Annotated in this window: 18 protein-coding genes; 5 read left to right on the top strand and 13 right to left on the bottom strand. The window is 46.9% G+C overall.

Features of this window, described 5'->3' with window-relative positions; genetic code table 11:
* Window positions 1–168: 168 nt before the first annotated feature.
* The 10 genes from FC07_RS07230 to FC07_RS07275 all read right to left on the bottom strand — a co-directional run bounded on the left by FC07_RS07230 (window position 169) and on the right by FC07_RS07275 (window position 7,737).
* Window positions 169–1,530 (bottom strand): MFS transporter, encoded by a 1,362-nt coding sequence (locus tag FC07_RS07230; RefSeq protein WP_057904459.1) that lies wholly within the window; start codon window positions 1,528–1,530, stop codon window positions 169–171.
* A gap of 83 nt (window positions 1,531–1,613) precedes the next feature.
* Window positions 1,614–2,060, bottom strand: a complete 447-nt coding sequence (locus tag FC07_RS07235; protein ID WP_057904460.1) for a DUF3021 domain-containing protein — start codon at window positions 2,058–2,060, stop codon at window positions 1,614–1,616.
* On the bottom strand, window positions 2,057–2,494 hold the full coding sequence (locus FC07_RS07240) for a LytTR family DNA-binding domain-containing protein (RefSeq protein WP_057904461.1): 438 nt from the start codon (window positions 2,492–2,494) through the stop codon (window positions 2,057–2,059). Before FC07_RS07240 ends, FC07_RS07235 begins: the two co-directional genes overlap by 4 nt.
* Window positions 2,495–2,748: 254 nt before the next feature.
* Window positions 2,749–3,507: a nitronate monooxygenase gene (locus FC07_RS07245; RefSeq protein WP_057904462.1), complete on the bottom strand. Its 759-nt coding sequence runs from the start codon at window positions 3,505–3,507 to the stop codon at window positions 2,749–2,751.
* Window positions 3,500–4,237 carry an SDR family NAD(P)-dependent oxidoreductase gene (locus tag FC07_RS07250; protein WP_057904463.1) on the bottom strand — a complete coding sequence of 246 codons (738 nt, stop codon included), beginning with the start codon at window positions 4,235–4,237 and terminating at the stop codon, window positions 3,500–3,502. The genes FC07_RS07245 and FC07_RS07250 overlap by 8 nt, the downstream gene beginning before the upstream one ends.
* Window positions 4,219–4,530, bottom strand: coding sequence for a hotdog family protein (locus FC07_RS07255; protein WP_057904464.1), 312 nt, complete (start codon window positions 4,528–4,530; stop codon window positions 4,219–4,221). The genes FC07_RS07250 and FC07_RS07255 overlap by 19 nt, the downstream gene beginning before the upstream one ends.
* Window positions 4,481–4,825 carry a hypothetical protein gene (locus FC07_RS07260; RefSeq protein WP_057904465.1) on the bottom strand — a complete coding sequence of 115 codons (345 nt, stop codon included), beginning with the start codon at window positions 4,823–4,825 and terminating at the stop codon, window positions 4,481–4,483. Before FC07_RS07260 ends, FC07_RS07255 begins: the two co-directional genes overlap by 50 nt.
* Window positions 4,819–5,955 carry a thiolase family protein gene (locus tag FC07_RS07265; RefSeq protein ID WP_057904466.1) on the bottom strand — a complete coding sequence of 379 codons (1,137 nt, stop codon included), beginning with the start codon at window positions 5,953–5,955 and terminating at the stop codon, window positions 4,819–4,821. Before FC07_RS07265 ends, FC07_RS07260 begins: the two co-directional genes overlap by 7 nt.
* A gap of 1 nt (window position 5,956) precedes the next feature.
* Window positions 5,957–7,192 carry a class I adenylate-forming enzyme family protein gene (locus tag FC07_RS07270; protein WP_057904467.1) on the bottom strand — a complete coding sequence of 412 codons (1,236 nt, stop codon included), beginning with the start codon at window positions 7,190–7,192 and terminating at the stop codon, window positions 5,957–5,959.
* Entirely contained in the window at window positions 7,189–7,737 is a 549-nt protein-coding gene (locus FC07_RS07275) for a biotin transporter BioY (RefSeq protein WP_057904468.1), read from the bottom strand. The genes FC07_RS07270 and FC07_RS07275 overlap by 4 nt, the downstream gene beginning before the upstream one ends.
* Before the next feature lie 197 nt (window positions 7,738–7,934).
* Here FC07_RS07275 and FC07_RS07280 point away from each other — a divergent pair, with 197 nt between their 5' ends.
* The gene (locus tag FC07_RS07280) at window positions 7,935–8,495 is read left to right on the top strand and encodes a TMEM175 family protein (RefSeq protein WP_057904469.1); all 561 of its coding nucleotides are present in this window, start codon (window positions 7,935–7,937) and stop codon (window positions 8,493–8,495) included.
* Between the two features lie 120 nt (window positions 8,496–8,615).
* On the opposite strand, the gene FC07_RS07285 is transcribed toward FC07_RS07280, so the two are convergent.
* On the bottom strand, window positions 8,616–9,212 hold the full coding sequence (locus tag FC07_RS07285; protein ID WP_057904470.1) for a TetR/AcrR family transcriptional regulator: 597 nt from the start codon (window positions 9,210–9,212) through the stop codon (window positions 8,616–8,618).
* A gap of 113 nt (window positions 9,213–9,325) precedes the next feature.
* Between FC07_RS07285 and FC07_RS07290 the strand changes: the two genes are divergently transcribed.
* The 3 genes from FC07_RS07290 (at window position 9,326) to FC07_RS07300 (ending at window position 12,245) form a co-directional block, all read left to right on the top strand.
* Entirely contained in the window at window positions 9,326–10,678 is a 1,353-nt protein-coding gene (locus FC07_RS07290) for an MFS transporter (RefSeq protein WP_057904471.1), read from the top strand.
* 69 nt (window positions 10,679–10,747) lie between these two features.
* The gene (locus FC07_RS07295; RefSeq protein WP_057904472.1) at window positions 10,748–11,038 is read left to right on the top strand and encodes an ArsR/SmtB family transcription factor; all 291 of its coding nucleotides are present in this window, start codon (window positions 10,748–10,750) and stop codon (window positions 11,036–11,038) included.
* Between the two features lie 61 nt (window positions 11,039–11,099).
* On the top strand, window positions 11,100–12,245 hold the full coding sequence (locus FC07_RS07300; RefSeq protein ID WP_057904473.1) for an MFS transporter: 1,146 nt from the start codon (window positions 11,100–11,102) through the stop codon (window positions 12,243–12,245).
* A 102-nt stretch (window positions 12,246–12,347) separates the two neighbouring features.
* On the opposite strand, the gene FC07_RS07305 is transcribed toward FC07_RS07300, so the two are convergent.
* Entirely contained in the window at window positions 12,348–13,214 is an 867-nt protein-coding gene (locus tag FC07_RS07305) for a LysR family transcriptional regulator (RefSeq protein WP_057904474.1), read from the bottom strand.
* A 112-nt stretch (window positions 13,215–13,326) separates the two neighbouring features.
* On the opposite strand from FC07_RS07305, the gene FC07_RS07310 reads away from it, so the two are divergent.
* A complete protein-coding gene (locus FC07_RS07310) occupies window positions 13,327–14,616 on the top strand; it encodes a Na+/H+ antiporter NhaC family protein (protein ID WP_057904475.1) in 1,290 nt (429 codons plus the stop codon).
* Window positions 14,617–14,652: 36 nt separating this feature from the next.
* Here the strand turns inward: FC07_RS07310 and FC07_RS07315 are convergent, their stop codons facing one another.
* On the bottom strand, window positions 14,653–17,175 hold the full coding sequence (locus FC07_RS07315; RefSeq protein ID WP_057904476.1) for a M1 family metallopeptidase: 2,523 nt from the start codon (window positions 17,173–17,175) through the stop codon (window positions 14,653–14,655).
* Between the last annotated feature and the right edge of the window lie 63 nt (window positions 17,176–17,238).

Below are 17,238 nucleotides of genomic sequence, written 5' to 3' on the forward strand. Positions count from 1 at the left end.
AAACTCTCATTTCCGGAGGATGTCCATTCCTACGGGCGCAATCTCCCTCGTAGGAAACATGGCGCCTCCTTTCGTTTTTAGCATATCAAATCCTGCCAAGCTTTAATAGGCCAAATTTTGAAAGCCGATTTTGGATAAAATAAAAAAGCCATTTCAACTGAAATGACTTTAACGGGTAGACGCCCCAATATCCTGAGGTAAGGTTAAGGCTTCTAAAATCGGATAGAGCACCAACAATCCTAGGAAAACAAAACACAACCGATAGGCGCTAGCTGTGGCCATAGTGGTGCTGGCTAGCGCAATCACAATACTCACTAGGGACACGCCTAACCCTTGCGCCAAATTTTGCATCACCACATTTAAGGTATTGGCATCATTACGCTGTTGATACGGAACATCCGCAAAGCTTAAAGCGTTGTACGAGCTGAGGCTTAATGAGCGCATGCCCCCTGACATCACTGCTAGGCCCATAATGATCCAAGCCGGCGTTTGTAAGGTGACAAACGCCAAGCCAGTTGCACTGGCAAAAATCAGGACAAAGGCAACTAATAAATTAATTTTGTACCCAAAATGCTGGATCAACGGTGTCGTTAACGGCTTAATGCACACATTCCCCAGAAAAATAAACAGCACATAACTTCCCGCTTTTAGCGCCGACCAGTGAAAAATATTTTGCAAGAAAATCGTTAACAAATAGGGCATGGCCCCCACAGACAACCATAGGAACAAACCACCCGTTTGCGCCACCCGAAAGGACTGAATGTGCATGGTTTCTAAGGTGAATAAGGGTGTTGCCGTCGTTTTCAAATGATGATAACTCCAATAAGCTGCGCCAGCACCACAACCTAACAGCAAGCCGGCCAACCAAGCCCACTGTCGGCCGTGGGTGCCCACTTCAAAGCCCCCTAAAATACTGATCGACATCAGCGCAATTGCCAGAAACCCCACCACATCAAACTGAGTACGGGCACCCGGTTGATCCGCATCGATCAATTGCCGACCAATCACCCAGATCACAATTCCAATGGGTAAATTGATCAAAAAGATCCAGCGCCAACTCAGCACCGCAATAATCGCACCACCAGCCACTGGGGCAATCGCTGGCGCTAACAACGCTGGCCAAACCAAGTAGCTGGTCATCACCAATAATTGCTCAGGCTCCGTTTTTTCTAACACAATGATCCGCGCAGTGGGGGTCATTAGGGAACCAAAAATCCCTTGCAGCACCCGCATCACCAGCAGCATGGCAAAATTCACCGCTAAAGCATCCCCTAATGAACTCAACGTAAAACCTGCGACTGCCAGCAGCCAAATCCGTTTTTGACCAAAATGCTGACTGATCCAACCACTAAGCGGAATAAAAATCGCCACTGTGATCAAGTAAACACTGATCATCAACGCGCCGCTGGTTGCCGACACATGCAACGCGCGAGTCATGGTGGGTAATGCTGTGGTGACAATGGTGCCGTCCATAATTTCCATAAACAAACTGGCGGCCATTAATAGCGCCACTTTCACTGGTTTTGTCATTGCAATCTTCCTAAATAAATTTAAATTTTGAACTTAAGTTATTCAAAGTTTAGGCGGTTCTGGCAGTTGCGTCAAGCCCCCCCTTACTGGTTCAACCGCCGATTCATAGCCGCCACCAACCGCCGCATTGCCAAATATTGAACTAGCCAAATCACCAAATAGAACAACCCGAACAAACCTGTATAAAGCAATAGCCACACTAAATTAATTGGAAACCAGCGGGCCACAATGGCCAAGCTACTGAAACCAACATAAGTGATGCCAAAATTCAATGCTGTTTGCCGGGCGAGACTCCAGCGTTCTTGTTCAAAAATCAGGCTCCCTAAGCTAAAGACCACGCCCATCCCAGCCCATAACAACACCGAACAACTCAAAGCGTTGAGTGAATCGGTAAACTGCGCCATAAAGGCTGGTGTTGAGGGTTGGTAAGTGGTGCCAAAATAATAAGAGATTCCCAGCGACCATAATAATCCGATCGTGATCCCCATTGGAATGCCGAATAACAGCCGTTGCATGACTTGTTTGCTCATAACCCTAGCCCCCGTTTCAAATTTTTCATGCGCCGCCGAGAAACCTGTGCCACCTGCTGATTTTTTAAGTGTGCATTGATCAAACCACTGGGTGTCACCTCTAAATAAGCAATCGCATGCTGATTCAGAATCTCACTTTTTGAAACACGTACAAACGCAATGGGTAGTTGCGCTTCAATTTGATAAAGACGCTGTTTCAGACGTAATTGACGCCCATCCTGTAAGTAAGCGTAAACTTGCTGATCAACCACACTGATCAAAGCAACTTGCTGCAGGTCTAAGGGAATCATTTGGTCCGCTTGATACCCCCAAATGAGACGTGCTTCCTTGAGTAATTGATTGGCAACTTGTTGTAAAGCGGGTGTTAACTGTTGCACGAATAGTTCTGCATGCTCTGTTTTTAGTTCTGGTGAAACGTGGAAATTAACTTGCATGGCACTACCACCTCCTAAAATCTCTAAGGTTAGATTTTGCTAATGCAAAATCGTATTTCGGAGGTTGTCCAGTCTTGTGGCGGCAGTTCACACCGCAAGACACATGGCCTCCCATAGAAAGCATAGCATGTTTTCTAGCTTTAAAAGCCGGCTTTCGGTATGCGGTCTTTTTTTGGCGCTAACTGGTCACATTTCGTAACTTTCAGGGCATTTAAAAATGGTACTTTAAGTCATCTATCGGCTTAAGTACCATTTTAAAGCGCCTTAAAAGGCGCCATGATCGTCGCTAATGATTGCACTGTTTGAATGTGCGCCGCCACCGTGCCGCAAGGAATCAGCTGACCTTGAACCCGCAGCCCACGCAAGGTTGGTTGTGTAGGCTGCAGCGGTGGGTGTTGGCCTAACAAGTGTTGTTTCATAACGAACGGTAAGTTGGCTTCCTGGCTGAGTAAAAAGCGCGTACCCATTTGCACCCCACAGAAACCCTGTTGTAAGGCAGCTTTTAATTGCCCGGCTTGATAAATCCCGCCAGCTACCACCAACGGTTGGCGTACTTGTGATTGAACTTGCGCCAATAACGTTGCCCGAGGAGTACTACCAACATGCCCACCGGCTTCATTGCCCTCTAGTACCAAACAATCAATCGGTAAGACCGCCATTTTCAAGGCTTGCTGTAAACTGCCAACCACTGCAATCATTTGGACATGAGCCTGGTGGAGTCGCTGCACCAATTCCGGTTGATACCCGGCACTTAGACTCACAATTGGTACCTGTTCGATTAGCAATACTTGGGCCAGCGCTGGCCAATTCGACTGTTGCAACATCAGGTTAACCGCAAATGGTTGCTGGGTTTGAACGCGAATCTGGTGTAAGGCTTGGCGCAATTGCACTGGCGTCACCCCATAGGTGGCCAACGTCGGCAACGCCCCATAACGGGCAACGGCCACCACAAAATTAGCGTCCGCAATGCCGGCCATCGCCCCTTGGATCACAGGAAGTGTTGTTTCAAACATTTAAAGTTTCCCTTTCTGGTGGCAAGTAACGGCTGAGCTGCTGACCATTGATAGCAAAACACTGACCAGTTAGGCGCGGCCGTAACTGGGTCAAATGCCAAAAAGTCGCCGCTAGTGCCTGTGGTGTACCCAGTTGCCATGCTGGCGGCAGCGGACCGCGCTGTTGTAATTTAGCAATCACCGGTGCAGTCATCGCGGTTACCGCCGCTGGGGCAATGGCGTTCACCGTCACTTGTACCTGCTGGCCTTCCAATGCCAATGCCTTCATGAAGCCCAGCAAACCCGCTTTGCTTGCGGCGTAATTGGTTTGGCCAATGGCGCCAGTGATGCCATTCGCCGAAGTCATCAAGTAGATTTGTTGCCACCCTGTTTGTTGGGCCATTTGCTGGAAAACGGCTTGGGTCAGGCCAAAAACACTTAACAAGTTGGTTTGCAATACCTGTTGCCAATCATCCTGGGTCATTTTTAAAAATGTCCGGTCGCGACAAATGCCATGATTGACAATCAAACAATCAATGCGCCCAAATTGTGCCACTACCTGGGCCACTAAAGCGCGGCTGGCACTTTGATCATTTAAATCACAGGTTAGTGTCAATAAACGGGGCTGGTGCGGCAACTGTGCCATATGCCTAGCGCAAGTCACCACCTGGTCACCAGCGGCCAAATACTGTTGGACCAACGCTTGGCCGATTCCCTGACTGCCACCGGTGATCAGGACCACTGCACACATTGAAAAGTCCCCTTTCCTACTCGCTGTTGCTGGCACCACACTTCAAATCGATGCTTGCCAATTTGATACACCGTACAAACTTGGGCCACATAAACAGGCTTTAAAAATTGATACGTATATTGCGTTAATGGTTTTTGAAACAGTTTAGCAACGTGGGTCATCAATTGTAAGCCATAAACTATCCCTTGCTCATGGACTGGATTTAAATCTTGCGACAATTGCCGATAAGCGATTAAATCGGCCTCACTGACTCGAAATTGGCCTAACGTAGATCCGGGTTTCACAGTCTGCAACTTGTTGTCCCTCTTTCTTTAAAATCAAATGGTAAATCCAAATTTCAGCCTGGTGTTTCGGCCAAACTGCCGTCCGTTGCAAACTCACATCATAAGTAGCTGGCCACTGTAATGGCTGTTGTAACCTGATTTGCTGCTCGATCAGCAGGTAAGTTCGGCCGACCAGCGCTGGCACTGAAAAAGCTTGCCACAATGTGAGTAAAAACGTGCCTGGCAACGTATCCGGCGGTAGCCCAAAGGCTTGCTGGTAACGGGTTACCCGATTCGTATCAATGAAAAGCTGCTGAGTTAACATTTCGCCACCGCCAATGCCGCCCCTTGCCCGCCACCAACACACATGGCCACTAAGCCTAATTTAGCGGCGGGAACCTGCTGTAAATCAGTCATCAACCGCCGCACTAAAATGCCACCAGTAGCCCCAAAGGGATGACCAAACGCTAAGGCGCCACCGGTAGGATTGACCTTGTCAGCCGGCCAGTGGCCCTGTTGCAAACAAGCTAACACTTGGGCAGCAAATGCTTCGTTAAGTGCCACCTGATCAATATCCGCCCAAGTCAGTTGCAAGCGGGCCATTAATTGGGCCACGGCTGGCACAGGCCCTAACGCAAAGTCCACCGGTGACACCCCTACAGCCGCACTGCCTAATACTTCAAATCCCGCAGTGAGGTGGTGACGGCGACAATAATCTGCACTGGCCAGTAACACCATCCCCGCCCCATCATTTAACGGACAGCTGTTGCCAGCTGTTAACGTGCCAGTTGGGCTAAACACAGGTGGTAACTGGGCTAAATCGGTTAAGGTCGTCGCTGGTCGTGGACATTCATCTTGTGTCACGTGCTGAAAAGGACTGATTTCTGATTGCAAAATGCCTTGTTGTTGGGCTTGAGCGTAACGGTGCTGACTCTCATAAGCGTATTGATCTTGCGCCTGGCGGCTGATGCTAAGCCGTTGGGCCAACTGTTCCGTGGCCACCCCCATATCCAAATCAGAATCGTCCCCTGCGCTAAGCGGCGGCCGCGACACAATCACCGGTGGTCGGCCGTATAAGCGTGATGGCCGTTGGAGCTGCCATGGGGCTTGACTGGTACTTTCCACCCCACCGCACAACACACAATCCGCTTGACCGCTGGCAATTTGGGCCCAGGCTAAGGCAATGCTCGTTAAGCCTGACGCACACTGTTGATCCACGGTTAACGCCGGGATCGTTACATCTAGCCCTGCAGCTAAGGCGACGCGCCGGGCAACATTGCCGCCACCGCCAACCACATTGCCTAAAATCACGGTATCAACCGTTACGGCTGGTTGCCGTTTGACTAATGCCTGAACGGCTGCTGCGCCTAATTGATCAACTGATACGTTGGCATAAACACCACCGTAACGTCCGATTGGCAAGCGCACAGCATCAATGAGCTTGACAGTTGTCATGTTAAATCCCCTTTCCACTAGCAGCGTGCGGTAGCTGGTCCACTGTGATCAACTGATCAATTTTAACTTTGCGCCCTGGTTGCTGGGCTAAAAACTGATTGATTGCGGTGACAGTTAACGGCGTGCCTTGCCACACAATTGTTGCGGTCACACGGGTGGCACCGGTGATTCGGACTGCCGCGATTGCCGGATGTTGTTGTAACCGGAGTACTAATTGCTCCGGAAAAATCTTTTCGCCTTTCCGATTGATCCGCCGATCACGCCGACCACAGACCATTAATTGCTCACCGGCCCAGCACCCAATGTCCCCGGTGGCCACCCAAGTGGTTGCTGGCCTAAAGCGTCCAGCTTGCCAGTAGCCTTGAAAATTTTGCGGTGAACAAATCTCAATCTCACCACAGCCTTGGTCTGTACCGTGGGTTAAGCGAACTTGTACCTTGGGAAATAGCCGCCCAACCACCTGTGCCGGCGGCAAGCGGTGTAAATTAGCTGCAATAAAACTGGTTTCCGACGCCCCATAAAAATCGAATAACCGACTTGCTGGCAGTTTTTGGTAAAAAGCGGTACGTAACGTCGGTGTCACTTGCTCGCCACCTAAAACCACGGTTAGTGTCTTTGAGGAGCAAGCTGCCAGTTGATATTGCACCACAGCTGGCACAGCAAAAACGAGACTGTGGGGTGGTGCGGTGGCTAATTGGGTCACATCCAGCCAAAAACACTGGCCGGCATGTAAGCTTTGCAACAAGGCGTACAACCCTAACGAATAATGCAGTGGCGTTAATACCATAACCGGTGCCATCGGCAGATGAAACACTTGCTGAAAAGCTTGAAAACTAGCCTGCCAACTAGCACAATTGCGAACAAAGCCTTTTGGCGCACCTGTGGTCCCAGAAGTAAAGCCCACAAACAGTGTATCAGGTGGTAATGCCCCTGCCTCAGATCGGCCTTGGAAGCGCTGACCAATCGTTCCCCAAACAAAAGTGCTCCGAAAGTGTGCGGCTACTGCCTGTAACTGACGTTGTGACACGTCAGGCGCCACCGGTACAAAAGGCCGCTGGCTTAGCTGACACGCCACCACTTGCACCACCGTTTGAATCGTACGCGCCATGGGAATCACGATTACTTGAGCAGTCATGGTGGCTAACTGTTTGCTGGCAGTTAAGGCTTGGCGGTACAGCTGGGCGTAGGTCACCGCTGTGGTAGTCGTTCGAAGGGCTAATGCCTGTGTACCTTTCATCCGATCAACCCTTGCCGTTGTAACCGGTGGTGAATCAACGCCGCCACCACAACCTTAGCCGTATCCATTGGTAAGTAAAAAGCTGCCATTTTTAACCCGGCACCCCAGGACACATGACTGACCAACGCCAATGAAAAACTACCACAGAAATTGATCAGCACCGCACCACCTAGCCAATAGACCAACCAAATTTGCCAGTAATGCTGCTGACCAAACACTTGAAACAGGAGCCCTTCCACCAGCGGGCACAGTAAAAAGCCCACTAAAAAGCCAGCACTGGGTCCGATCAACAAGGCGGCCCCACCACGGCCACCGGACAAAATTGGCAATCCTAACGCAACTAACCCTAAGAAAACCAAAACCGTTAAACTGCCGTACTTTTTGCCCAACACCCCGCCTACCAACATGATCACCATATTTTGTAACACCACCGGCACGCCAATGGCAGGTACTGGCAGTGCAAACGCCCCAGCGACAATGATCAAGGCCAACATCAGGGCCATTTGTGTTACGACTTTCGCCGTACTTGCTGTTTTTGTTGTCATCTTATTTCACTCCTTGTTAACCATATTTTTATATTGGTTAACGACAATTAAAGCACGTTTTCTCACGCGGAACAAGTCCCTTTTTTTAAATGATTCCAAATTTCTATAATTCAATTCACAATAGCTGACCAAGACAAACCGTGCTGTAGCCTTTATACTAAAGAGCATCAATTGCTTTTTTGAGGGGGAAATATAGCATGTCAAAAACGCGTTTGGAAGCGTTTAACGACGCAGTGATTGCCATTATTATGACCATTCTCGTGTTAGAACTAAAACCAGTGACTGATCTTTCATGGCACGGTCTATGGGATATTCGCACCGAATTATTGTCCTATTTATTTAGTTTTTTCTTGATGGCGGTTACCTGGAATAACCACCATCACATGTTTCAGGTCATTGGAAAAATCAATGGAGCCATTTTGTGGGCGAACACGAATTTATTACTGTGGCTGTCACTATTTCCATTTGCCACTACCATTGTTGATTCGCACTGGATGTCACCATTTGCAGAACAGTTGTACGTTCTTTTATACTTCTTGTACAACATTGCTTGGCTGATCTTACGGCTATTGTTAGTCAAGCAGAATCCAAAATCAAAACAAATTTTAGGTCATAAAGACCTCATCACTTGTGGTATCACCATTATGATTTTTGGCCTCACCTTTTTATATCCACCTTTAGGCGTCATCGGCTGCTTCCTGAACACCTTACAATGGGTGATTCCTTACCGCAAAGTGGAACGAAAATTTAATCATTAAACGGACTGAAACAAAAAGTTCCCGTTAAGATAATTTCTGGTTATCTTAACGGGAACTTTTTAAATTGAATCAATTTTTTATATTACATTTTGATGAATTCAATTAATTAATTTGTATCATTTATTGATCTTGTTTCAACAATTGCATTGTAGGCACCCGCATAAATTTTAGCATGAGCTGCGTCGCATTTGTCGCTGTCATGTTGGGATGCTCACTCAACCAAATCACCATAAAATTAAGGATCGAACTGGCAACGTGCCGAATCGCATATTCTAATGGGATATTGGCTTGTCCTTTTTGCCCTGATAAAAACAAACCGGAAATTCGATTCGTAAATAACTTGTGAATACGTACAAGTAGCGTTGCATCACCATGTTCACCAAATAAGAAACAGCATAATTGCTGCTGACTTGCCACGTATTCAAAAACTGCTGTTATCAATTTCGTAACAGCCTGTTCATCGTCTTTAGCACGGATCAGTAGCGGTAATTGAGCCGTTATAATTTGATCAAACCGCTCAAGCATTTCATCTTCAAGCGTCGCAACAAATGTTGGCTTGTCTTGATGGTGAAGATAAAACGTGCCCCGACTAACCTGCGCTTGCTTAACAAGATCACTGACTGTAATCGTGTCTAAGGTCTTGTAACTGCCAACTGCAAGCAATGCTTGACGCAAATCATTTTCAGTTTGTTTAAATTGCGCTATTTTTGATAACATTGTTGCGCTTTTCCCCCTCAACACTGAACACTTTTGTCTTTTCTGAATATTGTTATGATGCGCCTATGTTGCTATCTTTAAGGCATTATAGCTTTTGAAAAGGGGAAATACAAATGACTGATAACCAACATCACACGACGTGGTTATTGCTACTAACGTCTATCGGATTCTTCATGTCCATGATGGATTCAATGATTGTCACAACGGCTTCAACTGCGATTCGCACTGATTTTCATATTTCAGTTGCGAATCTTCAATGGGCAATGAATGCCTACAACATCACAATTGCGGCACTTTTACTGGTCGGCGTAGAGATTGGTGCACGAATTGGCCAACGACGGCTCTATATCATTGCACTACTGCTATTTGTCGCTGGATCGGTTGCCTGTGCACTAGCATTCAATCTCACCACACTGATTTTAGCTCGTATTTTTCAAGGTATCGGTGCTTCTGTCATGACGCCAATGTCAATGGCAATTCTTTCCAGTGCCATTACACCCGAAAAACGCGGCAAAGCACTTGGCATTTGGAGTGGTATCGGTGGTTTAGCATTGATTATCGGCCCCGCACTAGGAGGCATGATTGTCGCTAAATTAACTTGGCAATGGATTTTTTGGATCAATGTACCCATCGGTTTAAGTTGTTCGTTCTTATCATGGCAGCATTTACCAATTTCAACGATCAAAACTGGTCCACTAAACTTACTTGATAGCATCCTGATCACCGGTGCAATTGCCGGCATTATCTGGTCACTCGCACAAATAACAAGCCCGAATATTCCCAAAATAGTGCCTAGCGTATTCGTATTATCCCTTGTCATCACCCTTTGGTTCATCTTGCGTCAACGCCATGAGACCCAGCCGTTATTGCAACTTAACCTCTTCAAATCAGCTGCATTAACTGGGGGAATCCTCGGCACTTTTTTCATGTATGCGTCAATGTATGGTGTCGTCTTTTTTTTACCACAATTTCTACAACTTGTCGGACGAACCAATTCAATGACGGCCGGTATTGAACTCCTACCTTGGACAGGTACATTAGTCCTTTTTGCACCCATTGCAGGAAAATTAGTTGACCACTATGGTGAACGCTTGATTGCAATTTGCGGCGTTGTCTTACAAGGTCTGGGCTATTTTGCATTGGCCTTATGTGCACATCAAACATATCTCTGGCTTGTATTACCATTGATGATTGCAGGAATTGGCCTGTCAGTTGGCGGCCCTGCCATGCAAAAAGCTGTTGTCGGTGCCGTGCCCCGTGAATCAATGGGATCGGCATCAGGATTATACAATTTAAGTCGCTTACTCGGCGGTGCAGTCGGTGTACCGCTATCTGTGATGGCCTTTTACCAAATGGGCGGCGTTGCGGATCTGTCACAATTCACCCAAGGCTTTACTGCAGCAATGATCAGTGCCGCAGTCCTTTCGCTTCTAGGCGTGTTGCCACTTTTAAAGGTAACCGCATAGCTCCATTCGTTAATGGATCAACTCAATCTTGGGATTGACAGCCACCAGGAATGACGCTAAACTAGTTCTATGACAATCGAACAATTAAACAATGATGAATCTAGAGTTATTATTTTAAAAGCTGTTGCAGATGCCATGCGCCTGAAGATCATCCGGATGCTTTACTACCATGGTGGCGAAATGAATTGTGGTGAAATTGGAGAACAACTCAATATACAAAAATCTACCGTTTCGTATCACTTTCGCACTTTACGGGAAGCAGGACTCACAACAACACGGAAAATTGGCCAAAACAAATACGTTAAACTGCGGTTAGACACCTTTGCAACGTATTTACCTGGTTTTTTGGATACCTTGTAAAAGGTATTTTTTTCCTGCTTTAGTTCGATTGTTATAAAACTATTGTACAAAGGAGACTACTATGCGCCGTTATTCAAGCTTATTTTTTCTGATCATGTTTCTTATTGGAACAGATACATTCCTTGTTTCACCGCTTTTACCAACCCTTAGTCGATTATTTGCGATATCAACCACCCTTTCAGGGTGGTTAGTGTCAGCTTACGCAATCGGTTACGCCGGATTTGCATTAATCTCTGGCCCCATCTCTGATCAACGTGATCGTAAACAAATTTTGCTTTATAGTCTAACTGGTTTTGCATTGTCGACGGCGCTTTGTGGGATTGCGACAACGTTTTGGCTCATGCTCCTATTTCGTTTTCTTGCAGGCGTCTGTGCTGCCTTTATCACACCGCAAGTTTGGGCCTCAATTCCAGAAGTTATTGAACCAAAAAGTATTGTTAAAGTCATGGGCTACGCAACGGCTGGGTTATCGGTGGCTCAATTAGTTGGGATTCCCATCGGTAGTTACCTTGCAGCAAGCTCATGGCATACGCCATTTTTTGTCATTGCAGGAGCCGCGTTACTTCTGATGGTGATCTGCTCAAAATCATTACCGGCACTTCAAAACCAGCACCCTCGTGTCAGCTTTTGGCAAACTTATCGCCGCATCATCAGCAATCAGCAAGCGGTAAGCTATTTACTGGCTTACTTCATTTTTCAAACTGGCAGCTTCACTGCCATCACATTCATTTCAACTTGGTTCACCCACGACTACGGTTTAACACTAACTGCGGTTGGCACTGCAATGATTGCAATTGGTGCAGGTAATCTCCTTGGTTCTCTACTCAGCAGTTATTGGGCAAAAAAATTAACCTTCCCACGTGCATTTGCCAGTAGCTTTATGGCACTGATTCTACTTTACATTGGTTTAACATCTGCCAAAAGCTTCATAATCAGCGAGGGACTGGTCACCCTCATCTATATGTTTAACGGTCTCATTTTTCCACTTCTCATGACGAATCTTCAGCAAACTGTTGTGGCTGCACGCAGCACCATGAGTTCACTTGCAAATGCCGCCATGTATTTAGGTGAAACCGTAGCTGGCGGACTTGGTGGTCTTCTTTTCCATATGTGGAATTTCACCGGCATCGCGTGGTTTGCAGCAATTGTCATTGCACTTGGTACACTGCTATACTGGCATTATGGCGCATTTAAAGTCTCTGAATAAAATGACAAACTAACTGCATCATTGATTTTACATTAGTATCATGTCATTCCGCTTATTTCATGGCTTAGAACAGCTTAAAAAAGCTTGAATCGCCCACACGATTCAAGTTTTTTTCGTTTGTAATAATTTTAAAAATTGTTGGGCTGTTTCTGACAAGTCTGCTTGTTTGGGCCAGATCACAGCAGTTTGCGTCATTAACGCTGGGGTGTCTAGTGAATAAAGCTGCAACTGATGTGCCTGAATATTGTGGGTCATGTCTTGTGGCACAATCGCCACCCCTAGTCCGGCTTCAGCTAAAGCAATCAGCATCGGTGAACTATCTACCTTGGCCACAATTTGAGGTTCAATCCCAGCTTGTCGACAAGTTTGAATGATCAAATCAGCATAATGGTGATCGACTAATAACCGCTGCTGTCGTAACCCGTTTAGTCCCAATTGTGCCAATTGCTGTTGTGGTGTGCTGCTTAAGGCCACTAATGGGGTTTGAGAAAAAGTAATGGTGTTAAATAAGTGTGACGCAACCGGTGTGCGGATCACCCCTAATTCCACCATACCATTGCTGAGCAGGTCAAAAATATCATTCGTCCAGCACTCACGAATCTCAAAATTAATTTCTGGAAACTGTTGATGGTATTGTAACAACCGCGGCATTAAGATTTGACTGATCACCGCGCCAACACCGCCGACGCGCAAGGTGCCTTGCCGCCCTTGCGCGCGATTTTGAACATCTGTCACCATTAACGCCTGTAGCTCCAATAACTGGCGCGCTCGCTTTTCCAGCGCTACCCCAGCATTGGTTAACGTTAATTGACGCGTGGTACGATGCATCAACGTCACACCTAATTCGGCTTCTAATTTCTTTAATTGCTGACTTAAATAAGGCTGCGGTAAATGCAAGGTTTCAGCTGCGTGGGTAATACTACCTGCTGTGACGATGGCTAAAAAATAGCGTAATAAATTGAAGTTCATTCAAGCACCTCGATTAAGATCCATTTACATCTAAATCCATCTTATTTAGATATTTCTATTATAAGCGCTGATTCGCTACAATAGAAGACAATCATCAATTAGAGGTGGGTTTATGTTATTAGGATTAGGCGTTGGATTGTCATTTTTAATTTTAGTCTATTGTGTGTTCAATCAATTGTCATTAGCGTTAGCGTTATGCTTGTGTTGGCTGATTTTTGCTGGGTTAGCCTTACGCGAACAACCACTGTCCGTCCTATTACAAGCGGCTTGGCAAGGCGCCAAAACTTCTTTCGGTGTTATTAAAACCTTGCTATTGATCGGTGCTACGATTGGTGTCTGGATGGCTGCTGGTACTATTGCCACCATTGTCAATACCGCTATGGTGTGGCTAGATCCCCATTGGTTTGTGTTACTGGCCTTTGTGGTTTGTGCCGTCGTGTCCAGCATTATTGGCACTTCCTTAGGTACGGTAAGTGTGGTGGGGCTACCGCTCATGCTAATTGCCAAAAGTGGTCAAGGACACTTAAACTTAGTCGCTGGTGCCATTATGGCTGGGATTTATTTTGGCGATCGATGTTCTCCAATGTCATCTAGTGCTAGCTTAGTGGCAACGGTGACAGGCACCAAATTGTTTCGCAACATTCGCACCATGTTTGCCACAGCCTGGGGTGCTTTAGCCCTGAGCCTGCTAAGCTACGGCTGGTTATCCTGGCGTTATCCTTTAGCCCAAGTGAACCAACACATGCTCACCCATTTGCAACAACAATTTCAATTATCGCCTTGGTTATTACTACCAGCCGCCTTAGTATTAGGGTTGTCATTGCTACGCCGACCGCTATTTGAAGCCATTGGCGTGAGCATTCTCACGGCATTCCTGCAAGGGTTGCTCATTCAACATGTATCATTATTGGCCTTGCTGCAAGCGGGATTGTTAGGCTTACACCAAGGTGGTTTAATTTCCGGTGGCGGTGTGATTTCTATGGTAAGTCCTGTGATCATCGTCTTCCTGTCTTGCAGCATTGCAGGCATTTTAAATCAACTCGAGCAACTGCAAACGTTAAAACAGCGACTCACACTGCCAGCTAACCGACCACTAACACGCTACGGCATCACGGTACTACTCAGTCTGATCGCCAGTATGATCGGGTGTAACCAGTCTGTCGCAGTGGTCATGACCAACAGTTTGGTACAACAAAACTATCCTCAGGATCAGTCCGTTTTAGCAGCAGAATTAGAAAACACCAGCATTTTAATTGCGCCACTGATTCCGTGGAACATTGCCGCCTTTGTCCCGATCACTGTGTTAGGCACTTCTTTTGCCGGTTACTTGCCCTACGCATTTTATTTATATTTGGTCCCACTGTTGTTTGTGCGGCGAAAATGGCATCATAAAAAGGCTTGACCTCGCAAATGCGGGCAAGCCTTTTGTAATCGAACTTTAACGAATATCCGCAATCGCTGCGTTAACGGCAGCTTGTTGGGCGTCGATCAAGGCCACCCGACTGCTGATCACTTTCAGATCCATGGTAATTTCACGGGTCAAACCAGGTGTGGCCAATTTGGGTTCAAAGAAAGCCTTAAATTCAGCCAAACGTGCTGGGGTGCGGAAAATACCAGCAATCACGGTGACGTAAGTGGCAAATTCCATATCACCGCCAACTGTGGCCTCTAGCCAAGACCATTCCGTGCGTAACCAGTCCCAAGCGGCTTGTTGGCCAGCTGGATTGGCCAATACCCCACGGAACCAAGCCCGTAGATCTTGCGGCTTAATGACCTGTGCGTCTTCAAAGTAACCGATCAATTTCGCCAAAAAAGTCATGTCAGTGCTACTGGTCAATGCCGCACATAAGTCAGCTTTATAGCTAGCGTCCGTTGAGTGCTCATACGCCGCTAATAAACGATCAAACAAAGCGGTTTGCCCAAAATGTTTGACTTCATTGGCCAGGACTAACCGCCGAATATCAGCTGGTAGCCGCAACAAGTCAGCTTGGTGCTGGGTAAATAAGTCGTGGGCCGCTTGAATGGTGACCGCGTCTTGACCATATAATGCCGCACTTAAGACAAATGGTCGCGTTAACTGATCGTCGTTGACTTCACCTGGTTGCGCCAGCCAGCCTAACCGGGCCACTTGGCGTTGACTTAACCGGTCGAACAGCTTTTGCAAAGCTTTTTCAGCTTGACTATCTGGCTCCACAAACTTCTTTAAGTTTCCCGCCACTTGGTACAATGCCGCATTAACCACTGCAGAGGAGTTGCTGGCAAAACGCGTTAACAATGGAACAACCGTGGCGTAAGTGATTTGGTTGCCTTCTGCCAATAGCCGCAGATCTTGTAACAATTGTAATTGCGCAATGGCATCTAAATCCGTTAAATGCGCCAGAATATCGTCTAGCAATGTTTGATCGTACTGCACAATAAAGTGTGAGTTGTTCCCGACATTTAACCGGAATGGGGCATCTAACGCGGCACGCAATTGGGCATAGTCGCCAAGCACCGTTTGTTTAGCGGTTAAAATCTTAGGGGCTGCATCCGAATTACTGTTTAACGGAATCTGCCAGGTCCGGTTCGCCGCTTTACCATTGCCAATGAAGAATTGACGTTGCGACAACACCACTTGTCCGTCTTCAACACTGGCCGCAACCACTGGATAACCGGGCTGTTCCAGCCAGGAATTCATAATGGCGCCGACATCCATCCCTGACGCCTTACCTAAGGCTTGCCACAAATCGGCCCCTGTGGCATTGCCATACTTGTGCGCTTCAAAATAGTTTTTCAAGCCAGCCCGCAAGTTGTCATCACCTAGTAACGCGCGCACCATAACTAACATCCGCGCCCCTTTGGCGTAAACAATGGCGGCATCAAATAAGGCATCGATCTCCGCTGGGTCTTCCACAGCCACGTGCACGGCTTGTACCCCATCAGTGGCATCCCGTTGCAAGGCTGCCGGTACATCTGACGTTTGGAACATTTCCCAAATATGCCAATCCGGTTCAATGGCATCAACCGCCACATACTCCATCATGTTGGCAAAACTTTCGTTAAGCCATAGGTCATCCCACCACTGCATCGTCACCAAATCGCCAAACCATTGATGGGCTAATTCATGAGCAATCACGGTTGCCACTAACTGTTTCGTATCTAACGCCGTATTGTCAGGATCTAACAGCAAATAGGCTTCTCGATAAGTGACCAAGCCCCAGTTTTCCATCGCCCCTGCCGAGAAATCCGGTAATGCCAACTGCCAAGAATGTGGCAACGGATAAGGCGTTTGGTAAAAGTCTTCGTAAAATTCGATCGACCGTTTGGCAATATCCAAGGCAAAATCTAATTCATTGGCCTGATGCGCTTTGGTCCCAAAAACACCGACTTTCACGCCACTTTTCGTCGTGGTTTGTTTGCCTTGTAATTCCCCAAAAGCAAAGGCAATCAGGTAGGTGGACATGCATACCGTGGTGTCAAAATAGTGAACCCCATTTTCAACCCGATTTTCAGGCATATTGCTGAGGATCAATTCACCCGGCTTTTCATCAAATTGAATGGCCAAGTCAAACGTTGCCTTAGCTGCTGGCTCATCAATACAAGGAAATGCTTGCCGCGCTGCGTTGGTTTCAAACTGGGTGCCGATCAACTGCTTGCGTTCCCCATTCACCGTGTAATAGGACGGGTAAATGCCCATCATCGTATCAGTTAACGGCGCTTGATAAGTGATCGTCAAGGTCACCTGACCTAATTGCGGCAACACAAGCTGCAATGCGTCTTGCTTTTGATCGATGGTAAACGGCAGCGCCCCGCCATTTAAAGTCACACTGTCAATGGTCAGATCCTTTTGATGAATGGCAATTGCCTGTTGCTTAGCCTCTCCTGTGATCGTGGTCCTGCCACTGATCTGCTTGGTGGCCCGGTTAATATTGAAATATAAATCGTAATGCGTCGGTTGAAATGCGTTATAAAAATGTGCCAAAAAATCCGACTCCCTTCAGGTTTAACAATTAGCTACATTATACGCCAAACCAGTTGCCGTTAC

Origin of the sequence: Loigolactobacillus bifermentans DSM 20003, assembly GCF_001434575.1 — a bacterium.
GTDB lineage: Bacteria > Bacillota > Bacilli > Lactobacillales > Lactobacillaceae > Loigolactobacillus > Loigolactobacillus bifermentans.